Origin of the sequence: Thiorhodococcus drewsii AZ1 (assembly GCF_000224065.1) — a bacterium.
Taxonomy (GTDB): domain Bacteria; phylum Pseudomonadota; class Gammaproteobacteria; order Chromatiales; family Chromatiaceae; genus Imhoffiella; species Imhoffiella drewsii.
The window spans coordinates 1-20,813 of the sequence record NZ_AFWT01000044.1; the positions used below are offsets into that span (position 1 = coordinate 1).

Here is a 20,813-nt window from a genome sequence, read left to right on the forward strand (position 1 = left end):
GACTATGACGCCGCCATCGCGATCGCTGAGGCCGTGCGCCAACGCCTGGAGCCCGAGGGGCGCTGGGAAATCGATCTGCGCCACGCCCTCGCCAGCGCCTACATGAACCGCGGCAACACCAAGCAGTCCGCCAGCGGCCACGGCCCCGCCGCCGCCCTCGCCGACTATGACGCCGCCATCGCGATCCGTGAGGCCGTGCGCCAACGCCTGGAGCCCGAGGGGCGCTGGGAAATCGATCTGCGCAACGACCTCGCCGCCGCCTACGTGAACCGCGGCAACGCCAAGCAGTCCGCCAGCGACCACGGCCCCGCCGCCGCCCTCGCCGACTATGACGCCGCCATCGCGATCCGTGAGACCGTGCGCCAACGCCTGGAGCCCGAGGGGCGCTGGGAAGACGATCTGCGCCACGCCCTCGCCAGCGCCTACATGAACCGCGGCAACACCAAGCAGTCCGCCAGCAGCCACGGCCCCGCCGCCGCCCTCGACGACTATGACGCTGCCATCGCGATCGCTGAGGCCGTGCGCCAACGCCTGGAGCCCGAGGGGCGCTGGGAAATCGATCTGCGCAACGACCTCGCCGGCGCCTACGTGAACCGCGGCAACGCCAAGCAGTCCGCCAGCGGCCACGGCCCCGCCGCCGCCATCGCCGACTATGACGCCGCCATCGCGATCGCTGAGGCCGTGCGCCAACGCCTGGAGCCCGAGGGGCGCTGGGAAGACGACCTCGCCAGCGTCTACGTGAATCGCGGCAACGCCAAGCGGTCCGCCAGCGGCCACGGCCCCGCCGCCGCCCTCGCCGACTATGACGCCGCCATCGCGATCCGTGAGACCGTGCGCCAACGCCTGGAGCCCGAGGGGCGCTGGGAAGTCGATCTGCGCCACGCCCTCGCCAGCGCCTACATTAACCGCGGCAACGCCAAGCAGTCCGCCAGCGGCCACGGCCCCGCCGCCCTCGCCGACTATGACGCCGCCATCGCGATCCGTGAGGGCATTCGGGATCTGTTGCTGCGCTTTGGAGGCGAGGCCGCCTGGCCCGCTTGGGCGCGATTTGAGCTCGCGCAGTTGTATCTAATCCGCATCCGGCTCAAGGGCGCGAGGGGCAGCGTGCCGGACCAGGACGCGGTGCGATCCATCGCCGAGGGCTTAGCCGCAACTGAGCAGCAGCAGCTCGCCACCGAGCTGCTGGGCGGGCTAGCCCTGGCCAAGCTGCCACAACCGGTGCTCTGGGCAATCGAGCGGCTGCTGCGGCCCCTCGCTGGATGGATACAGCGATTGCAGCAGCGAGCGCAGTCCGAGGTCATGTCGTGGAAGCGGTGAGGGGCCGAAACGTGGTCACGCTGTCGAGTCGGCATCCAGCGACACCATCTCGGCGGCATGCAGGGCGGGCACGGCAACATCGAAGTCGTCCGATGACTCGGGCTCGACCGCCACGCAGTTGATCGGTACCGCAGTCGTAAACCAGTTGATCGACGTAGCAGACACCCGTCCGGCCGCGGCCGGCCTCGGCACAGCTTCCTAATCCCCTACAGACGTCAGGACTCCCCATGCCCCCCAAGACAACCGTCTCGTCCGCGGACGAACTGATCGACGATTTCCGTGATCCCGACGGGCGATCGCGGCTCGGAACACACTGGCGGTTGGTGACGGACACCGTCATGGGCGGTGTCTCCTCGGCGCGGATGTCGTTCACAGCGGCGAACGGACGCCGGGCGCTCTGTGTCGAGGGCGAGGTGAAGCTGGAACACAACGGCGGCTTCCTGCAGGCCAACCTGGATCTGACCAACCAGGGCCGGCCGCTGGACGCATCGGACTTTACCGGACTGCGCCTGATCGTCTGCGGCAACGGTGAGCGCTACAACCTGCACCTCAAGAGCCGGGACTGCGCCCTGCCCTGGCAAGCCTATCGCGCGACCTTCGTCGCTGGGCCGGACTGGCAGGAGATACGGATACCCTTCGAGCACTTCACCCCCAATCGACTGAGCGCACCGCTCGCTGCAGATCAGTTGACGCAGCTCGGCCTGGTCGCCATCGGACGGGCCTTTCATGCACAGGTCTGCGTCGCGGAAGTGGGCTGGTATCGGGGTCTGGATGCAGAATCCGCCCCCTCGCCTTGCGGCTGAGCCGCTCTCACCCTTGGACTATGGGGTATTGTGCAGTACCGTACTGCACAACAACAGTCTTGAGCGAATCACGTTTCACGATAATTTGACGTTAATAGGCAGCAGCAAGGGTATCGAGTCGGTCACCGTGCGAGGCGGGTAGTTGTCTTGGAGTGGGAAAGCCGCAAAGCATAGAATTTGCATCGTGAATGAAACCGAGGTCTTGACCGAAGCGAATCGTCTTGTCGCAAGTGGGTTGCGCCATGCGGCGATCGACCTGCTCCTGGAGTGCATCGAATCGAGCCCGGACTCGCCCTCACTGCAAAGTGCTCTCGGGCGCGTCTATCTGCTTATGGGGCAGCCCGAGCGGGCGGTTGCCTATCTCCAGAGGTCGCTTGAGCTCCACCACACGAGAAAGCTGACGCCTCAGTTATCGCCGAATGGCCAGGATGACGATTTCACGGATGACGACTTTGCCTTTGTCGATGCTCAGGCGAAGCAGCAGAACGAGATCGATACTCCGCCATACGATCTCTTACCGACGGACACGAGCCAAATCGGCGTATCGGATACGCCTCAACGGCTGCCGAACCCCATAGCGCACGTTTCGCCAAAAGACGGAGGCATTGAGGCAGGAACGCCGGACACAAGCGAAACCAAGGACGAGGACCTTAGCCCTCTGCGAATCGGTCATTCTCAAGACAAGTCCTCCCGGCAGGCTCACAAGAACGAGGAACCGCCTCCTGAAGGGATGTGGTCAGCACCAACCTCAAAGTCCGAACCGCAACCGTCTTCTCTGGATCGGCTGCTCAGGCAACCACCTCCGCCACTGCGGCAGACCCTTGCTCCATGGCAAGACGGATCAGCACGATCCGACCAGGACGCCGCCCCCGATCCACTGACCGATACGCCTCCTCAAGACGCTGAGCTAACTGAATACGAGCCTGATTCTGAAACGGGCGACCAATCGCCTGACGAGCTTCGCCTCAATGAACCTGAGGTCTTCCTCAACGTTGAAGAGTTAGAAGTCGACGACGAGGATCCTTCCGACCTCGTCGATTCACTTCCTCCCACAACCGATGATGAGGAGATCGACGCGCTCTCCTGGGACGATTACGAAGACCTGGACGAATTCGATGAGCTGGCGCAGCGCGAGCGTCTCGAGCAATCACCAACCGAAGACACCCTTACCCGAGCGATGCGCGCCCGCCAGGTTGCGGCAGAAGTGCTCCTGGAGTGCGATTGGCCGTCGTCGGCGATCGATCTGCTGCAACAGATCTTTATCGAGGACGGTTGGGGCGCGGCGCGCCTTGCCCTTGAGCGGGAGCTGGCGAAAGGGCTGTTGCCCGAGGAGCTTGCGCTGGCAAGGGTCGTTCGCTTCCACTGGTTTGAGAACGAGCGTTTCTGGACAACCTTCCAGCGGATCAAGACGAAGGCCCCGTTCATGCAGGCCCAAGCGGCTTACCGCCACATGAGCTGGGCGGAGAGCCTGCGGATCGTCAGGTGCTTCCCGGCGATTCCCGCAGCCGAGGAGGTAATCGGCCTGATCGAGGAGACCTACGACCGGTGGTACTCCGACGCGCGCTTGCGTCGCAGCTTCAAGATCTTCATCAAGTTTCTGAAGTACCGAACCGGCTCCATGCGGGGCACGCTTCCCGGCCACTGCTTCTTCGACTTCCTGGAGTGGCCGGAATGCGGTCCAGAGACCGACTCGACGGAGCTGCTCCATTCCATCACGCCGAGCCGCCAGTCTTTGTGGGAGCTGGGCATTCGGCTGCCTCTGGACGGCGAGCAAACTCCGAGAAACATCATGCACATCGGCAAGGAGCAAAAGGAGTGAACCGAAAGACCCGCCCCATCCTCCCGGTGCGCCATGCATGGGTCAAGCAGGTGCGGCCAGACGGAACCGAGCGGTCTGGCCGGGTCAAGTCCGCGATCGATCGGGGCGATCAAGTGGACGTGACCGTTGCCTGGCACGGCACAAACGACACATCCACGGTCCCGCTCTCGACACTGCGCTGCGGTTTCCGCCCGATGATGGAGGTTCAAGACCTCCCCGCCAGCCGGACGCGCAAGACCATGGGCGAAGGCGTGGTCCTCAAGACCCGCACACTCGGCGGCCGGGATCAGGTCCTGGTCGATTTTCCGCAGGCCGGCAAGCAGCTCTGGCTCCCCTACGAGAACCTGAAGCAGATCAAGGGCAGCAAACACCGTTTCATTCTGGGCGACAGGGGGCCGGCAGACAGCGCCGAGCGCTTCCGCCTCAAATCGCTCGCCCATGCCTTGGAGATGTGGAACGAGAACACCGGCTCGCTCTCGCACCTGGAGATCGATCCGCTGCCGCACCAGATCCACCTGGTCCACCACATCCTCGCCTCGGGCAATCTCAACTGGCTGATCGCCGACGATGTGGGACTGGGCAAGACCATCGAGACCGGCATGCTATTGGCCGCGCTCAAACAGCGCGACAGCCTGAAGCGTGTGTTGTTGGTCACCCCGGCCGGGCTCACCAAGCAGTGGCAGGACGAGCTCAACTACAAGTTCAAGATGGGCGAGTTCCTGATCTACGGTGACGACTTCCACATCAACGAGCCGCGCCATTGGAAGATGTACGACTATGTCATCGCCTCGATGGATCGGCTCAAGGAGGAGCGCCATCTCGAAGCGCTGCAACAGGCGGGCGGCTGGGACCTGATCGTCTTCGACGAGGCGCATCGTCTCAGCCGGCGCCAATACGGCATGAAGCTCGATGCCTCCCAGCGCTTCCAGCTGGCCGCGCAGCTGCGTCATCAGACCGATGCCATGGTGCTGCTCACCGCCACGCCCCACCAGGGAATGCAGGACAAGTTCCAGGCCCTGTTGGAGCTGCTGCGCCCCGAGCGCAAGGAGGAGATCACCACGTTGGCGCTGAATCCCGAGATCATCGGCGACATGGTTTTTCGCAACAACAAGGCCGATGTCACCGACGCCGACGGCAACTTCATCTTCAACGGCAAAACCACCCGAGCATTGACGGTTGCCGTCTCCGAGGCGGCCATCGCGTTCGACGAGACCTTGCAGGACTATCTCCGCAAGGGCTACGCCGCCGGCGCGGCGCTCGGGTTCAAGGGTAACGCCATCGGCTTTGTGATGACCGTCTACCGCAAGCTCGCTGCGTCCAGCGTGGCCGCGATCCACAACGCCCTGATCAACCGGCGCACGCGATTGCAGAACCAGGGCGGCGGAGACAACGACCAGGATCTCGCCGAAGCGGACCAGCGCTTTGCCGGCGAGTGGGAGGAGCAGCTACAGACCGAGGCGCAAGAGTTCTTCGACGGCGAGCTGGAGCTGCTCGACGCCTTGATCGACGAGGCCGAACGGCTGCGTGCCGACGATCGCAAGCTCCAGCACTTTCTCGATGAGCTGATCGAAACCATCCTCGCTGGCAACCCCGACGAGAAGGTGCTCATCTTCTCCGAATACCGCTCCACCCAGAGCTACCTCAAGGAGGCGCTGGAGGCGCGCTTCGGCGCCGGCTGCGTGGAGCAGATCAACGGTTCCATGCCCCATCCACTGCGGCGCCAGGCGATCGCCCGCTTCGAGGAATCGGCCCAGTTCCTGATCTCCACCGAGGCGGGTGGCGAGGGCATCAACCTGCAGCGCAACTGCCACATCATGGCCAACTACGACCTGCCGTGGAACCCGATGCGACTGGTGCAGCGCATCGGCCGGCTCTACCGCTATGGCCAGCGGGAGCGCGTCGTCGTCTTCAACATCCACTCCCCCGACACGGCCGATGAGCGGATCATGGAGATGATGTACAGCCGCATCGACCAGGTGGTGGCCGATCTGGCCGGGGTCAGTCCCGAATACAACCCTCAGCTCCACGACGACATCCTCGGCGAGGTGGCCGACCTGGTCGACGTCACCCAAATCCTCGAAGAGGCGACCACCGCCGGCATCGACCGCACCCAGCAGCGAATCGATGAGGCATTGGCCCGCGCCAAGGCGGCCACGAAGAAACAGCACGAGCTGTTCGAGCACGCCGCCAGCTTCGATCCCAACGAGACCCGTAACGAGCTGCGCATCACTGCCGAGCACGGCGAGGCCTTCGTGATCGGTATGTTCCGTCAGCTCGGCATCGAGATCCTCGACACCAGCCACAACGGCCGACTCTGGCAGATCCGACTCCCCGAGGCGGTGCAGACCGCGCTCGGCATCGCACGCGGCCGCCATGAGGTGACGCTCGACCGTATTCTCGCCGTCAACCGGCCCAATACCCACATGCTCGACCTCGACTCCTACCTGATGCGGTACCTGCTGCAACAGGCCAAGAGCTACGACTTCATGGGCCTGAGCGCAGTGATCCGTGGCGGTCTGCCGGACAGCGCGGCCCTGATCACCAGCCTGCTGCGCTGGCAGAACGACCAGGGGCAGCGGCGGCGTCAGGAGTACACGGCTTTCGGTATCGCGTCGGATGGCCGCGTGCGCGTCAACCCGGAGGCGTTCGGAGAATGGCTCAAGCAGCCCGCAGAAACCGGTGAGGTCGCGACCGACCGACAGCGGAACGAGTGCTGGTTCAAAGCCGCCGAGCAGGCGGCGGACCGGCGGTTGGCGGAGGTGAGCAACCGTCACCTCCACCCGGAGAACATGCAGTGGATCTCCGGTGCCTGGGTCGAGTAGTCGTCCAGGTCGTGCTTCGACAACAACAAAACGAGCAAGGAACCGATGGCCAAGAACAGCCAGAGCACCCCAACCCAACAGGCGGACACCTATACCCATTCGCAAGAGGCCGTGCAGCGCCCGGATATCGGCGTACAGCCCGAATTCACCGCGCGCAAGGGGGCGAAGACCTACCGCTACGACTCTTCACTCGCCCCTGAGCTCTGCTGGGACGAGAACGCCGAGCGGGAGATGGTCGAATGGCTGCTCGAGCGGATCGCCGAGGCGGCGGAGCAAGGAGAGCAGGCCGTCTTCGCGGAGCAGCCGCAGCGCTGGCAGGGCACCGACGAGACCTTCGCCTCCATCGCCGAGTGCGTCGCCCGCCTGAAGAGCCTGACCCACCCCTTCCTCAACTGGACCGGCAAGGCCGAGCGGCGCGAGATCGCGGTGCCGACCATCCCGCTCTTCGTCCACGAGCGCCACTCGACCCAGGCGATCCTGGAGACACTCGACAGCTACAAGGCGATCGGCACCACGCTCGACCTGTTCGGTGATCCGCAACTCGACATCGCGGACAAGCTCGACGCCTACGAGCACACCGGTCCCTGGACCAACCGCATGGTCCTCGGCGACTCGCTACAGGTGATGAACTCGCTACTGGAGTACGAGGGCCTCGGCGGCCAGGTGCAGATGATCTACATGGATCCGCCCTACGGGGTGAAGTTCGGCTCCAACTTCCAGCCCTTCGTGCGCAAGCGGGACGTGAAGCACGGCAAGGACGACGAAATGATCCGCGAGCCGGAGATGGTCAGGGCCTATCGCGATACCTGGGAGCTGGGGCTGCACTCCTACCTGACCTATCTACGGGATCGGTTGCTGTTGGCGCGGGAGTTGTTGACGGAGAGTGGCAGTCTCTTTGTGCAGATTTCGGATGAGAATCTGCATCATGTTACTGAGGTGCTCGATGAAGTATTCGGAAGTGAAAATAGAACGGCATTAATTTCGTTCAAGAAAACGGGGTTCGCAAGTAGCGACGCACTTTCAACTACTCACGACTTCATCTTGTGGTATGGGAAACAGCGTGACCGTCAGAAAATCACTCCCGTGTTTGGTGCGCGCGACTTAACTGAGCGTGAACTTGAGTACCACGATCACATTGAATTGGCTGACGGTTCACGTAGACCCCTTGACAAGGATGAAAAAGAACTTGGTGCAGGCATTCGTAGTGTGGGCCGCCCTTATGCCCGGAATCCTATGGTTTCTCCTGGGTGGCAGGATTCGCTTGGCTTCACAGTCGAATTCGAAGGAAAGTTGTTCCGTCCACCACCAAACCGACACTGGGCAACACATGAGAAAGGCGTTGACAGACTGAGAAATGCCCGAAGGCTTGCAATCAAAGGCAACACTTTGCGCTATGTTCGTTATTTTGATGACTTTCCTGTACAGCCGCTAGGAACGGTTTGGAACGATACAGGCGTAGGGGGATTCGTAGGTGCTGATAAGTTATACGTCGTGCAAACGGATACGCGCGTTTCGATGAGATGTATCTTAATGACCACCGACCCCGGCGACCTCGTCCTCGACCCCACCTGCGGCTCCGGCACCACAGCCTACGTCGCCGAACAATGGGGTCGCCGCTGGATCACCTGCGACACCTCCCGCGTTCCATTGGCGTTGGCCCGCCAGCGCCTGTTGACCGCCACCTTCCCCTGGTATGAGCTGAAGGACCCGCAACGCGGACCAGCCGGCGGCTTCGTCTACAAGCGCAAGCAGAACCGCAAGGGCGAGGAGGTCGGCGGTTTGGTGCCGCGTATCACCCTGAAATCGATCGCCAACGACGAGGAGCCGGAGACCGTCACCCTGGTCGACAAGCCGGAGCAGAACAAGAAGGTGACCCGCGTCTGCGGTCCTTTCAGCGTCGAGGCGACGGTCCAGGCCGCGGGCTCCATGCTGGAGGAGCAGGACGGGGTCCAGGATGCTGCCGGCACCTATGAGAACCCGCGCGCCTACCTCGATCGCATGATCGAGGTGCTGCGCCAGAGCCATACCCTGCGCCTGCCCGGCAACAAGGCGCTGGAGCTAGCGCAGGTGCGGCCGCTGGCGGCGGAGGATTACGAGCACCTGCACGCCGAGGCGGCCGAGCAGAATGGAGAAGCACGCCGCATCGCGGTGATGTTCGGCCCCCAGGACGGCGCCATCGATTCCGGTACCGTGCTGGAAGCGGCGCGCGAGGCCTGGTACAGCAAGTTCGATGCGCTCTATCTGTTCGGCTTCGCCATTCAGGCCAAGGCGCGCGAGCTTGTCGCGAGCCACGGCAAGCTGAAGCTCCCCTGCACCTATGTCGCGGTCACCCCCGACGTGGTGATGTCCGACCTGCTCAAGACCAGCAAGACCTCGGAGATCTTCTCCATCACCGGTCTGCCCGACGTTGATTTCAAAACCAACGGCGAGCTGGCGCCCGATGGCCGTCCGCTCTATCAGGTCGAGCTGCTGGGGCTCGACATCTTCCGTCCCCACGACCTGGAGACCGAGTCCATCCACGCCGAGAACCTGCCCTGCTGGATGCTCGACACCGATTACAACGGCATGGTGTTCATAGCGCGCCAGGTCTTCTTCCCCAAGACCTCGGCCTGGGACAACCTGCAGAAGTCGCTCAAGGCGCGTTTCGACGAGTCGATCTGGGATCATCTGGCCGGCACCCGCTCGGAGCCCTTCGTGCTCGGCGACCATCGGCGGGTCGCGATCAAGGTAATCGACGAGCGCGGCAACGAGCTGATGGTGGTACGCGAAGCGGAGAGGGCGTGAGCATGACTGAAGCGCAGACCAGCGCCCCCGTCGAGCCGACGGAGGTCGAATCGCCGATCATCAACTCGCCCTTTGCCGAGCCGGCGGTCCATTGGCAGATCGAGCGCGGCAAGCAGCCGGTCCAGGCCGTTGGCCGGCGTCCGGCGAGCTATTTCTATCGCGTGCCGGAGAGCAGCGGACGGGGCCGCAAGAGCAAGCAGCAGCTCAGTCTGGAGGGGGACCTCGACGTCGGTCAGCAGGAGGATCTGCCCCTGGTCAACTGGCTGCGCAACCGGTTGAAGGAGTGGCGTGATGGGGCGCGCACAGGTATCCCATACGATGGGGCGTCGAGCATCACCAAGGAGCTGTTGGCCCTATGGCGCGGTGACGAGAGCCTGCGCCGACAGCGGCTCTTTTTCGCTCAGATCGAGGCGGCCGAGACCATCATCTTTCTCGTCGAGGCGAGCCCGATTTACCGCAAGGGGATGCCGGAGCTGCCGATCGACCAGCCCGGCGAGGGTGCGCGAGAGGCCGGCTTCAGCGCCTTCATCCGCTATGCCTGCAAGATGGCCACCGGCACCGGCAAGACGACGGTCATGGGGATGCTGTCGGCCTGGTCGATCCTCAATCGGGTCGCCTCGCCGACCGACGACCGTTTCTCCGACACCATCCTCATCGTCTGCCCCAACGTGACCATCCGCGAGCGGCTGCAGGAGCTGGATCCCGCGTTGGGCGACACCAGTCTCTATCGCACCCGCCAGTTGGTGCCGCCGCACCGCATGGATGAGCTCAGGCGTGGCGAGGTGATGATCGCCAACTGGCATCGGCTGGCGAAGAAGGAGACCAGCAGCGTCAACGGGACCTCGGCCAAGGTGGTCAAGACCGGCGAGGCGACCGAAGTGGTCAAGAACGCGGGCAAGGCCAACGAATCGGTCGAGACCCGGTATTTCGAATCGGACCGCGCCTGGCTCAAGCGCATCCGCCAGGAGCTGGGCTCCGGCAAGGGGCGCAGTCCGCACTGGCTGGTGTTCAATGACGAGGCACACCACGCCTACCGCCGGGGCGACACAGAGGCGCTAGTCGATCTGGAAGAGGACCGCTCACTGGCGAAGAAGAACGCCAAGGAGGCGACCATCTGGATCGAGGGTCTGGACCGGATCAACAAATTGGCGGGTGGGCGCAAGAAGGGTATTGGTTTCTGTATCGACCTGTCGGCGACGCCCTTCTATATCCAGGGATCTGGCAACGAGGTGGGCAAGCCGTTTCCCTGGATCGTCTCCGATTTCGGGCTGCTGGATGCGATCGAATCGGGCCTGGTGAAGATCCCGCAACTGCCGACCCGCGACATCACCGGCGCCGCCGAAGCCAGCTATTTCAACGTCTGGCGCTGGGTCGAGGCGCGGGCGGAGAAGGATGGACTGGGCAAGTCGATCACGCCGCAGATCGTGATGACCTATGCCACCGCACCGATCAACCAGCTGGCGCAGGACTGGCATGCCCGCTTCGAGCAGTGGCGGCGGGACAGTCGCGACGAGCTGCATCCGGTGCCGCCCGTGTTCATCCTGGTCTGCCGCGATACCAAGGTCGCCGCCGAGGTCTACAACTGGCTCGCCAACGAGGAAGGTGGCTACGGACCCGCGCCATCCTGGTTCCGGAACACGACCGGCAACGAGGTCACCGTGAGGGTCGACTCCAAGGTAGTGGAGGACCTGGAAGTGGGTGGGACCGCGGACGAAACGCAGCGGCTGCGCTTCATCCTCGACACCATCGGCAAGAAGACCTGGCCGGGCGGCAAGGTGCCGGAGTCCTGGTCGGAGCTGGTCCGCAAGAACAACGAGAAGGCCGCCTCCGACGACAACGATGGGGCCTACAAGTGGATCGACGAGCGGGTGCCGCCGGGGCGGAATATCCGCTGCATCGTCTCGGTCGCGATGCTGGCCGAGGGGTGGGACGCCAATACCGTGACCCACATCGTTGGGCTGCGACCCTTCGGCTCTCAGTTGCTGTGCGAGCAGGTGGTGGGACGGGCGCTGCGCCGACGCAGCTATGCGCTCAACCAGGAGACGGACCAGTTCGAGGAGGAGACCGCCAAGGTCTTCGGCGTGCCCTTCGAGCTGATCCCGTTCAAGGTCTCCAAGTCGAAGGACCCCAAGCCGCCGAAGGAGCCGAATCATATCTTCAGCGACCCGGACAAATCGCAGTACGAGATCGAGTTTCCCTTGGTTGAGGGCTACTACAGTCCGCAGGTGTTCGAGCTGCAGATTGTCTGGGACCAAGTCTCTCAGGTAACCGTCGACCCGAAAGAGATCCCGAACTCGGTCGAACTGAATTCGATGACGGCGCCCGAGGGCTCCTTGGCCTTCTTCGGTCCCGGCGAACGGCCCGTGCTGACCCTGGCGGATTGGCGCAAGCAGTTCCGTCTTCAGCAGGTGGCGTTTCGACTGGCCCGTGAGGTCTGCAAGCGATGGGAGGGCGAGCAGGATCTGGATCGGGAGTCTGAGGTGACGACGTCCACCGCCACGCTCTTTTCGAAGGTTGCCTTCGCGGCGAAGCGTTTTTTGCAGGAGAAGGTGAACTGCATCGGTAACGCCGATCCTCGGGATGTACTGCTGGCTGGCAAGTATCACCAGCAGGCGGTGGACATCCTCTTCGAGGCCATCCGCAAAGGCGGTATCACGCGAGCGCGTGAGCTGCCGCGAATCGCCAAGGGCTCCGCGGGGCGAGGAAGCACTCGATTCGTCGACTACCACACGACAAAGGATGTCTACCCGGTCAATCGCTGCCATCTGAACGCGATGGTCGCTGACACCAAGCAATGGGAGCAGAGCGCCGGCTATGCGCTGGACACCCATCCTGGCGTGGTGCGCTGGGTCAAGAACGAGCAGCTCGGCTTTTTCATGCCCTATCGAAAGAACGGCATTCCTGCGCGCTACATTCCGGATTTCATCGCCGTATTGGATATTGGTCTGACCCTGGTGATCGAGACCAAGGGTCGGTATGGCGACGATGCGGATCTGAAGGCCAAGGCGGCGGAGCGCTGGGTCAACGCCGTCAACGAAGAGGGCAATTGGGGACTGTGGCGGTACCTGGTGGTGAAGGACCCAACGATGTTGCCGCGTCTGCTGGATGAGAATGCGCTGGCGAAGTGGGACCAGCAGGCCGGGGTAGGATTATAGGCTTTAGTTGGCTCGGGGAGGCGGCTTCAGTGACTGTCGCGTTGCTGTGATGCGATCGGCGCATCGGAACCGAAAGCCGATCGACTATAGGCGTGTCATCTCCGCCAGCGATGGGCGGACACTACAGTCATGTGTTTTTTGGAGCGCCGTCGCAAGGCCAGTGTCGTCGGCATCGCTCACCAACGGTTGGCGTACCTCTTGCTTATACCCAAGAGATTCGGTGCAACGCGCACCGGATCGCCATGACAGGCTCCGGCCGAACCACCGAGTGGGCACACCGCTCGCGCGGATTCGTGTCGAAGTCCTCGGCCAACAACCTTGGAGAGCACTCATGCCACATCGCCTACCAGATCTCCCCTACCCAACGGACGCTCTTGAGCCACGCATGTCCAGCGAAACCCTGTCGCTGCATCACGGTAAGCACCACGCCACCTATGTGGACAAGCTCAATGCCCTGATCGAGGGAACGGCATTCGGTGACGCGGTCCTGTCCGACATCGTAGCCAAGGCCCATGGCGGAATCTTCAACAACGCTGCACAGGCTTGGAACCACGCCTTTTTCTGGAATTGCCTTCGACCGGACGGCGGCGGCAATCCTCAAGGCGATCTGGCGGCCGCGATCGACCGAGACTTCGGCAGCGTCGAGGCCTTGCGGAAGGAATTCTCGACTCAGTTGACGACGCTGTTCGGCTCGGGCTGGGTCTGGCTCGCTAGAGACGATGACGGCAACCTCAGCGTCGAGTCCCACAGCAACGCAGGCAACCCGATCACCGAGGGCAAGCTGCCGATCCTAACCTGCGATATGTGGGAGCATGCCTACTACGTCGACTACCGTAACCAGAAGAAGGACTACGTCGACGCCTTCTGGCATCTCGTGAACTGGGATTTCGCCGCTGCAAACTTCGACCGCAATACACCTTTCGAGCCCTAAACGAGCCAAATGGGCAAGGGCAACGGTCTTTGCCCATTTCGCCCGAGCCTTCCTCGTCCATAACGAGCGAGCACTGAGAATATGAAACGACTGACCGCGATCTATCACATGCTGACGCGGGTCCTCTACGGCATCGCCAGCTTTGCACTGACGGTGATCAGCCTCGCGATGATCGGCGTCGCCGGATTCGATGTATGGCACGCTGCGGAAGCCAGCGAACCGCTCAAGTACGCGATGCTCGACGGCATCGGGTTGGTGGTGGTGTCGCTGGCGGTCTTCGACGTCGCCAAGTATCTAATGGAAGAGGAGGTGCTGCGCGACCGCGAGCTGCGCTCCGCGTCGGAAGCGCGCGAGACCCTGACGAAGTTTTTCGTGATCATCATCATCGCTGTCACGCTGGAGGCCCTGATCTTCGTCCTAGGCGCGGCCAGTAAGAATCTCTCCCTGCTCGTCTATCCAGCCATTCTCTTTGGCGTCGCCTCCCTGATGATGGTTTCGCTCGCACTCTATCTGCGTCTGAGCAGCCAGGCCGAAGAGCAGCTTCCAAGCGCCTGAGCGCCCGTGGGCCGTAAACGCGTTTCCTTTCAGCTTCTGAGGCTGACGCGCTGAGGCAGCGCGTCAGGCCGAACACCGGCACCGGCCCAGAAAACCTCAGGGATTCACTAATCAGATGCAGGCGATCAACCGTGTTTGGTCGAGACATCGTGAAAGCGCGATGTCGCGCCGAGTGCACGTAATGCGTCTAGGACCTCAGCCAAGCCGAAGTTCGGCGACTCGGAGGCCGGCATGTTCTCCTCTTCGGCGACCATCGCCTCGCGCAGATCGAACTCCCACTGGTGGAGGAGTTCCACCTTCTCGTCGCGGCCCATATCGTTGCGAGCCAACAGTGCACGCGGGTCGGGCGGGGCCTCGGTGGCACTGCCTGATCGAGTTACGCTTGTGGAATCTAATCTCATCGTAGTGCCCTCATTTTTCACTGCTTTCATCTGTGGTCAGGCCGTGACAGCCAGGAGCTCAGGCTCGATCACGGCTCGATCACCCAGGACGAACGGGGCCGCCGCCTCGCCGACTCAAGCTGAACCGTTTTCGCTCTGGACGCGGTTTAGCCGGATCGTTCGCAGCCCGTTGTTATGCGGATACAGGCAATGCTTGGACCAACGCGGCAGGGGGCGCTTCGCCGCACCCAGCTCAATCATCGGTTTGGGGGATTGCCACCGTGCCCTGGGGCAATTGCACCAGCGCCGACCGACTCGGCCGGGAAGAAGATCACATCATCCTCGATCGGCTTTGGAGATCAGAGGACGTCGGTCTTCGCCGCCGTGACGAAGCCGTTTTGGCGCGTCTATCTTTCCTTCAGATGAAAATAGTGGGAATGGCGCAGAAACTGCGTCTGGGGATTAGCAACGCGCATGGCAGATCGTGCAAACAACCGAGGTATCCCATGACAGACAGCTATCTCTCCGCAACCAATCTGCTTGGCTTCAAACTCAGCACCATCGACGATGCCAGTGCCGGACTCATGGATCTGATCCTGGATACGGAACGCTGGGGGGTTCGCTTTCTGACTGCGGAAGCGGATGCCTGGGCACCGGATCGTGACGTGCTCATCATGCCAAGCTCGGTCGCCGGCGTGAACGAGGCAGAGCGCGAGCTGGAGCTGGCCATGGAAGCGGAAACACTGCGCTCGAGTCCGCTCGTCGCGCAAGACGAAGACCTCGGCGGACTGGAAGACGGCTGGCTACCGCCCGCCTGGCAGGCCCAATGGCGTGCCGAGATGGACCCGGAGCAGGCTGTGGACGCACCGCCGGCACCGGTCGATGAGACCCTCGCCGAGATCACCGCAGAGCTGGGCGCCGAGCCAGATCTCGGCGCGGACCGCTGGGTCCGCGCGAGCAGGTTACGCCGCATCGCCTGCGAGACCGCCGACGGCGTGTCACTCAGGATTACCGACCTGCTGATCGACGACGCCGACTGGGAGCTGGCCTACCTGGAGCTGACACTTGCCCCCGAGCACGCGCAGGAAGACGCCCACTCGACCAGTCGCCATCTGGTGCCACGGCGGTCCATCGATTGGCTGAACCGCGACACCGAGACCCTGCATCTCGCAATCACTGAGCAGGAGTTGAGTGAGGCTGTCTCGCCGGTCTAATCTGCTCCGGCCGACCGCAAACGAGGCGGCACCCACATGGAGCGGCGTACCGGCACAGAGGTCTCGCCAGTACGCACGTGTGCATACGCTCGGCCGGGAAACCGTCACAGGCACCGCATCGAGTGCCGATCAAACGCCTGACGCTGGCACGGCATCGCTTTGCAGATAGTCTTCGTAGTTGCCGCTGAAGTTGACCACGCCTTGGGGCGTCAGCTCGATGATTCGGGTCGCCAGCGAGGAGACGAACTCGCGGTCGTGGCTGACGAAGATCAGGGTGCCTGGGTAGTTCTCCAGCGCGGTGTTGAGCGACTCGATCGATTCCATGTCCAGGTGGTTGGTGGGCTCGTCCATCAGCAGGATGTTGGGCTTCTGCAGCATCAGCTTGCCGAACAGCATGCGGCCCTGCTCACCACCGGAGATGACGTTCACCGGTTTCTTGATCTCGTCCTGGGAGAACAGCAGGCGCCCCAGCGTTCCTCGGATGACCTGCTCGTCGTCGCCGGGCTGTTTCCATTGATCCATCCAGTCGTAGAGCGTGGTGCTCTCCGTGAAATCGTCCGCATGGTCCTGGGCGAAATAGCCCAGCTGGCCGTTCTCGGACCATTTGACCGTGCCGTCGTCGGGTGCCAGATCACCGGCCAGGCAGCGCAGCAGTGTAGTCTTGCCGATGCCGTTGGGGCCGATGATGGCGACGCGCTCGCCGACCTCGACGGTGAGATCGAGACCGCTGAACAGCGGTGTGCCGTCATACCCTTTGGCCAGGCCCGTGACCTCCAGCGCCAGACGATAGAGTTTTTTGTCCTGACCGAAGCGGATGAAGGGATTGACGCGGCTGGAGGGCTTGATGTCCTCCAGCACGATCTTTTCCATCTGACGCTTGCGGGACGTGGCCTGCTTGGACTTGGAGGCGTTGGCCGAGAAGCGACTAACGAAGGTCTGCAGTTCGGCGATTTGGGCCTTTTTCTTGGCGTTGTCCGCCTGCAGGCGCATGCGTGCCTGGCTGGAGGCGGTCATGTACTCATCGTAGTTGCCGGGGTAGACACGCAGCTCGCCATAGTCCAGGTCGGCCATGTGGGTACAGACGCTGTTCAGGAAGTGCCGATCGTGCGAGATGATGATCATGGTGCTGTTGCGTGCGATCAGCACCTCTTCCAGCCACTGAATGGTATGGATGTCCAGATTGTTGGTGGGCTCGTCGAGCAACAGGATGTCCGGGTCGGCAAACAGGGCCTGGGCGAGCAGTACGCGCAGCTTCCAGCCCGGCGCGACCGCGCTCATGGGCCCTTCGTGCTGCTCCAGCGGAATAGCCAGCCCCAGCAGCAGCTCGCTCGCGCGCGATTCGGCGGTGTAGCCATCCAGTTCGGCGAACTGAACCTCCAGGTGCGCGACCTCCATGCCGTCCTCTTCGCTCATCTCCGGCAGGGCGTAGATACGATCGCGTTCCTGCTTGACCCGCCACAGCTCGTCGTGTCCCATGATGACGGTATCCAGCACCGTGTAGTTCTCATAGGCGAACTGGTCTTGGCGCAGTTTGCCGAGCCGTTTGCCCGGATCGACCGAGACGTTTCCCGCGCTGGGCTCCAGATCGCCGCCCAGGATCTTCATCAGGGTCGATTTCCCAGAGCCGTTGGCACCGATCAGTCCGTAGCAATTGCCGCCGCCGAACTTGACGGAGACGTTCTCGAACAACGGCTTGCCGCCGAACTGCATGGTGAGATTGGCTGTAGAGATCAAAGTAGGGTTCCGCGAAAGGCTGAGGGAAGAATTGGCCGCCATGCGTTCGACGGACCAAAAATGCAAAAGCCCCGCACTGGTGCGAGGCTCATTTAAGTTTGGGCAGTGTGCCGAATACCGAGTCACATAGCAATACGGGTCGGGCTGTTGCGACTGCATCGCCGACGCGTGCGGCAATCAACGGGGAGCGCATCAATCATGGGAAAACTCGCAGCGGCGTTGAAGCAATCACTCAGATTCCCGCAGGTCTTTGATCTGGCTGCTCTGGATCGCCTTCCCGATCTACGGATTTTTTGCCAGCAATCATCTGTTGCCTCCAGACGACGGGTACGGCCTGCATGTGGTCACGGCATCGTTCACCGGGAATCTCTCTGCGGTGGAGCCGCTGGTGTTCATGGTCTTCAATCTCCTTGGCGTGATCCCCATGGCCTATGCCCTGCTGGTGCTCTTTGATGGCAAGGAACAACCGCTCCCTGCCTGGCCATTCGTGATCCTGTCCTTCTTTGCTGGTGCCTTTGGAATCCTCTTTTACGTGGCGCTGCGCCGCTGGGGCCACGACGTCGAGGGGGCCAGATCCCAACTCCAGCAGCGCCTGGACTCGCGGGTCGGACCGGCGATCCTGCTGATCGTCGCGATCCTATTGGTGATCGTCGGCGCTGGTGGATCCGTCCAGACCTACCTGGAGCTGTGGCAGACCAAGCCGCTCGTCCATATCATGACCCTTGATCTGGTGATTCTGCTGCTTGTGCTCCCCTTCCTGGCGATCGACGACATGCGACGGCGAAACGTCCAGGGTCGCGCCTGGAACATGCTTGTCGCGCTGCTCCCGATCTTTGGCGTGCTGATCTATCTCGTGGCTCGACCGAAACTGAGCGATGCGTGAAGCCCGGAACAACGGCCTTCGGGCTCACGCATCGCGGTTGGTGATCTGAGCGCGCTTCAGCGCACAGGATCCAGGCTCAGTCCTGAGCCAACTCGATCATGACCTCGTTGCGGCGCAGAAATCCGGGCGTGAAGGGATCGTTGTAATAGGCGTAGACCGGTTCACCGACCGATTGCAGACCGCGTGCCGCGATCCAATCGCGCAGCGCCCGCTCCTGCTCCCCGATCAGCGTATCGGTGGTCCTGCCGCTGAAGCGCACCACGGCCGTGCGCCGCGCCGGGATCTGCTCCAGCCGGACGTCGCCACGCGCGGGCGCCGGCAGCGAGGCGAGATCGTAACGCGCAGGCATGATGAAGCGAACCGACCACTCGCCGGGTTCGGTCGACGATTGGGTCACCGGCGCCGTCATCGCGATCCGCTCGGCCGGCTGCTGTGTGACCGGAGCGGTCATGGCCACCCGGTCGCCCTCGCGCTCCTTGGCGAAGATGTAGCCCGCGAGCGGCGAGAAGCCGGCACTGAGCGCCGTTTGGCGATCACCCTTGCGTGTCACCTCGGCGACCACCAGTGGCGGATAGTCGCGAATCTCGAACGGCTCGTCGCGTTCCACGACGCGATACTCGGGCGTCTCGACGTTCTGCACGACGAACACGAACACCGCCATGGCGGTGATGGCGAGCAGCACCAGGGCCGCGACCAGGATGATCAGGATCTTCATAGCGATAACTCACAAGGCGCTTGATTCGGTTTCAGACAGCTCACGGAGAGCGACGCATTTCGAGCACAACATAAGGACATTATTTATTATTAAAACAACCGTTTAATTTTATGCTCGCCGTCGTTGACGGTCCCCTCTGAACCGTCCTTCGGCGCCGAACCCCTTCTATGCCATGATGGAAGGCATCGTTCCGATTGCGGCGCCAGCGGGGCTATCAGAGGGGTTCGAGCGATGACGAAAACAGACCGGAGACCGCTGAGGATCGTCACCGGCCATCAGAGCGGATGGCGGACGACGATCCTCACAGCCGCAGCCTTGGTCGCCTTTGCCGCAAACGTGCTCTTGTGCCGCCTGGCAATCGCCGACGGGCAGATCGATCCAGCCAGCTATACCAGTCTGCGTCTCGCGTCCGGCGCGCTCACGCTCTGGGCGATCCTGGCCTTTTCGGGGCGCGCGAGCCTCAAGAAGACGCGCGACGGCTGGGTCTCGGCCATTGTGCTTTGCCTCTATGCCGTCCCCTACTCATTTGCCTATGTGAGCCTCGACGCGGGAACGGGCGCCCTGATCCTCTTCTGCGCCGTGCAGATCACCATGCTGGTGGCGGGCTACAGCGAAGGGCATCGCCTGCGCATCCAGGAGTGGCTCGGTTTGCTCGCGGCTTTCGGCGGGCTCGTGTACCTCGTTTTCCCAGGCATCAGCGCACCGGCACCACTGGGCTCACTGCTCATGGCCGTGGCTGGGATCGCTTGGGGAATCTACTCGCTGCGCGGTCGAGGCGCGGGTGACCCAGTCGCCGTTACTGCCGCAACCTTCGTCCGCGCCCTGCCCTTCGCCCTGATCGTCAGTCTCCTGACGCTGAGTCACCTGCACATGAGCGCGCGTGGCGCCTGGATCGCGGTGGCCTCTGGGAGTCTCGCTTCGGGAATTGGCTACATCATCTGGTACGCGGCACTCAAGGGGCTGACCACCACACGGGCTTCGATCGTCCAGCTTGCGGCTCCCGTACTCTCCGCTATCGGAGGAATTGTCTTCCTGTCAGAGGATTTTACCGCTCGCCTAGCCATCGCCGGCTCACTCATTCTTGGCGGGATCGCGACGGCGATTCTCGGGCACGACGACACCGCGAGCGGACCGAGAAGCGACGCTCGTTCCGCATAAGGCGCGCTGAGGGCGCGGCCCGTCCCCTCAACCGGGGCCATCGACGCACATCAATGCACGCACCGGTGAATCCGAATTTCACACCAAATAACTCGGAATCTATTCTCTTCCCGAGCCCAGGGCGCAGGCGACCCAAGCAGTCGGGCTGGCTTCATCGTCCGTCACACCATCACCGGAGACGAAACCATGTACGACCGAATTCAAGCGAGCGAGGGCACCGAGACGACAGACGCCTTCCCGGAAGACGCAGCCATCCTGGACCGCCTGTCGCACTGCATCCAGAAGGGCTGCTTCGTCTGCATCGAGCATGCGAGCAGCGTCCAGCCGCGCCTCACCTTTTGGGAGCGCTGGGGAAAGACGCGCTACTTCAACGGTGACATCAGCGGCCTCTACGCCTCCATCGAGGCGTGCAAACATCTTCACGCCGACCATCACATTCGACTGAACGTGGAAAACATCACCTGGCGCAGCCGTCTCTCTCTGGTCGTCCACCGGCCGCATTGACCCCACCCGCGCGTCCAGTCTGATCGAACCGTCCCGGGG

16 protein-coding genes are annotated in these 20,813 nt (G+C 62.7%); 12 read left to right on the forward strand and 4 right to left on the reverse strand.

What is annotated here, in order from left to right:
• Positions 1-1,317, forward strand: a 1,317-nt coding sequence (locus tag THIDRDRAFT_RS26260; RefSeq protein WP_007042706.1) for a hypothetical protein, incomplete at its 5' end; no start/stop codon positions are given.
• A gap of 15 nt (positions 1,318-1,332) precedes the next feature.
• On the opposite strand, the gene THIDRDRAFT_RS26425 is transcribed toward THIDRDRAFT_RS26260, so the two are convergent.
• Complete coding sequence (locus THIDRDRAFT_RS26425; protein WP_173364700.1) at positions 1,333-1,509, reverse strand: hypothetical protein; 177 nt, start codon at positions 1,507-1,509, stop codon at positions 1,333-1,335.
• A gap of 35 nt (positions 1,510-1,544) precedes the next feature.
• Here THIDRDRAFT_RS26425 and THIDRDRAFT_RS19885 point away from each other — a divergent pair, with 35 nt between their 5' ends.
• The 7 genes from THIDRDRAFT_RS19885 (at position 1,545) to THIDRDRAFT_RS19915 (ending at position 14,186) form a co-directional block, all read left to right on the forward strand.
• Positions 1,545-2,120, forward strand: coding sequence for a CIA30 family protein (locus tag THIDRDRAFT_RS19885; protein WP_007042707.1), 576 nt, complete (start codon positions 1,545-1,547; stop codon positions 2,118-2,120).
• A 184-nt stretch (positions 2,121-2,304) separates the two neighbouring features.
• Positions 2,305-3,939: a tetratricopeptide repeat protein gene (locus tag THIDRDRAFT_RS26560; RefSeq protein WP_050984780.1), complete on the forward strand. Its 1,635-nt coding sequence runs from the start codon at positions 2,305-2,307 to the stop codon at positions 3,937-3,939.
• Positions 3,936-6,761: an SNF2-related protein gene (locus THIDRDRAFT_RS19895; RefSeq protein WP_007042709.1), complete on the forward strand. Its 2,826-nt coding sequence runs from the start codon at positions 3,936-3,938 to the stop codon at positions 6,759-6,761. Before THIDRDRAFT_RS26560 ends, THIDRDRAFT_RS19895 begins: the two co-directional genes overlap by 4 nt.
• Positions 6,762-6,806: 45 nt before the next feature.
• Entirely contained in the window at positions 6,807-9,545 is a 2,739-nt protein-coding gene (locus THIDRDRAFT_RS19900; RefSeq protein WP_007042710.1) for a site-specific DNA-methyltransferase, read from the forward strand.
• Between the two features lie 2 nt (positions 9,546-9,547).
• Positions 9,548-12,700 carry a BPTD_3080 family restriction endonuclease gene (locus THIDRDRAFT_RS19905; protein WP_007042711.1) on the forward strand — a complete coding sequence of 1,051 codons (3,153 nt, stop codon included), beginning with the start codon at positions 9,548-9,550 and terminating at the stop codon, positions 12,698-12,700.
• A gap of 331 nt (positions 12,701-13,031) precedes the next feature.
• On the forward strand, positions 13,032-13,631 hold the full coding sequence (locus THIDRDRAFT_RS19910; RefSeq protein WP_007042712.1) for a superoxide dismutase: 600 nt from the start codon (positions 13,032-13,034) through the stop codon (positions 13,629-13,631).
• An 81-nt stretch (positions 13,632-13,712) separates the two neighbouring features.
• Positions 13,713-14,186, forward strand: coding sequence for a hypothetical protein (locus THIDRDRAFT_RS19915; protein ID WP_007042713.1), 474 nt, complete (start codon positions 13,713-13,715; stop codon positions 14,184-14,186).
• A gap of 125 nt (positions 14,187-14,311) precedes the next feature.
• On the opposite strand, the gene THIDRDRAFT_RS19920 is transcribed toward THIDRDRAFT_RS19915, so the two are convergent.
• On the reverse strand, positions 14,312-14,587 hold the full coding sequence (locus THIDRDRAFT_RS19920) for a hypothetical protein (RefSeq protein ID WP_007042714.1): 276 nt from the start codon (positions 14,585-14,587) through the stop codon (positions 14,312-14,314).
• Between the two features lie 485 nt (positions 14,588-15,072).
• On the opposite strand from THIDRDRAFT_RS19920, the gene THIDRDRAFT_RS19925 reads away from it, so the two are divergent.
• Positions 15,073-15,780: a hypothetical protein gene (locus tag THIDRDRAFT_RS19925; RefSeq protein ID WP_007042715.1), complete on the forward strand. Its 708-nt coding sequence runs from the start codon at positions 15,073-15,075 to the stop codon at positions 15,778-15,780.
• A gap of 129 nt (positions 15,781-15,909) precedes the next feature.
• On the opposite strand, the gene THIDRDRAFT_RS19930 is transcribed toward THIDRDRAFT_RS19925, so the two are convergent.
• Entirely contained in the window at positions 15,910-17,514 is a 1,605-nt protein-coding gene (locus THIDRDRAFT_RS19930) for an ABC-F family ATPase (RefSeq protein WP_040845572.1), read from the reverse strand.
• A gap of 250 nt (positions 17,515-17,764) precedes the next feature.
• Between THIDRDRAFT_RS19930 and THIDRDRAFT_RS19935 the strand changes: the two genes are divergently transcribed.
• The gene (locus THIDRDRAFT_RS19935; protein ID WP_007042717.1) at positions 17,765-18,397 is read left to right on the forward strand and encodes a hypothetical protein; all 633 of its coding nucleotides are present in this window, start codon (positions 17,765-17,767) and stop codon (positions 18,395-18,397) included.
• Between the two features lie 76 nt (positions 18,398-18,473).
• Here THIDRDRAFT_RS19935 and THIDRDRAFT_RS19940 read toward each other — a convergent pair whose 3' ends face one another.
• Positions 18,474-19,112, reverse strand: a complete 639-nt coding sequence (locus THIDRDRAFT_RS19940; RefSeq protein ID WP_007042718.1) for an SOUL family heme-binding protein — start codon at positions 19,110-19,112, stop codon at positions 18,474-18,476.
• 231 nt (positions 19,113-19,343) lie between these two features.
• On the opposite strand from THIDRDRAFT_RS19940, the gene THIDRDRAFT_RS19945 reads away from it, so the two are divergent.
• Together THIDRDRAFT_RS19945 and THIDRDRAFT_RS19950 are read left to right on the forward strand one after the other, a co-directional pair.
• The gene (locus THIDRDRAFT_RS19945) at positions 19,344-20,270 is read left to right on the forward strand and encodes a DMT family transporter (protein ID WP_007042719.1); all 927 of its coding nucleotides are present in this window, start codon (positions 19,344-19,346) and stop codon (positions 20,268-20,270) included.
• Positions 20,271-20,456: 186 nt separating this feature from the next.
• Positions 20,457-20,774, forward strand: a complete 318-nt coding sequence (locus tag THIDRDRAFT_RS19950; RefSeq protein ID WP_007042720.1) for a RuBisCO small subunit-like domain-containing protein — start codon at positions 20,457-20,459, stop codon at positions 20,772-20,774.
• Positions 20,775-20,813 lie beyond the last annotated feature (39 nt).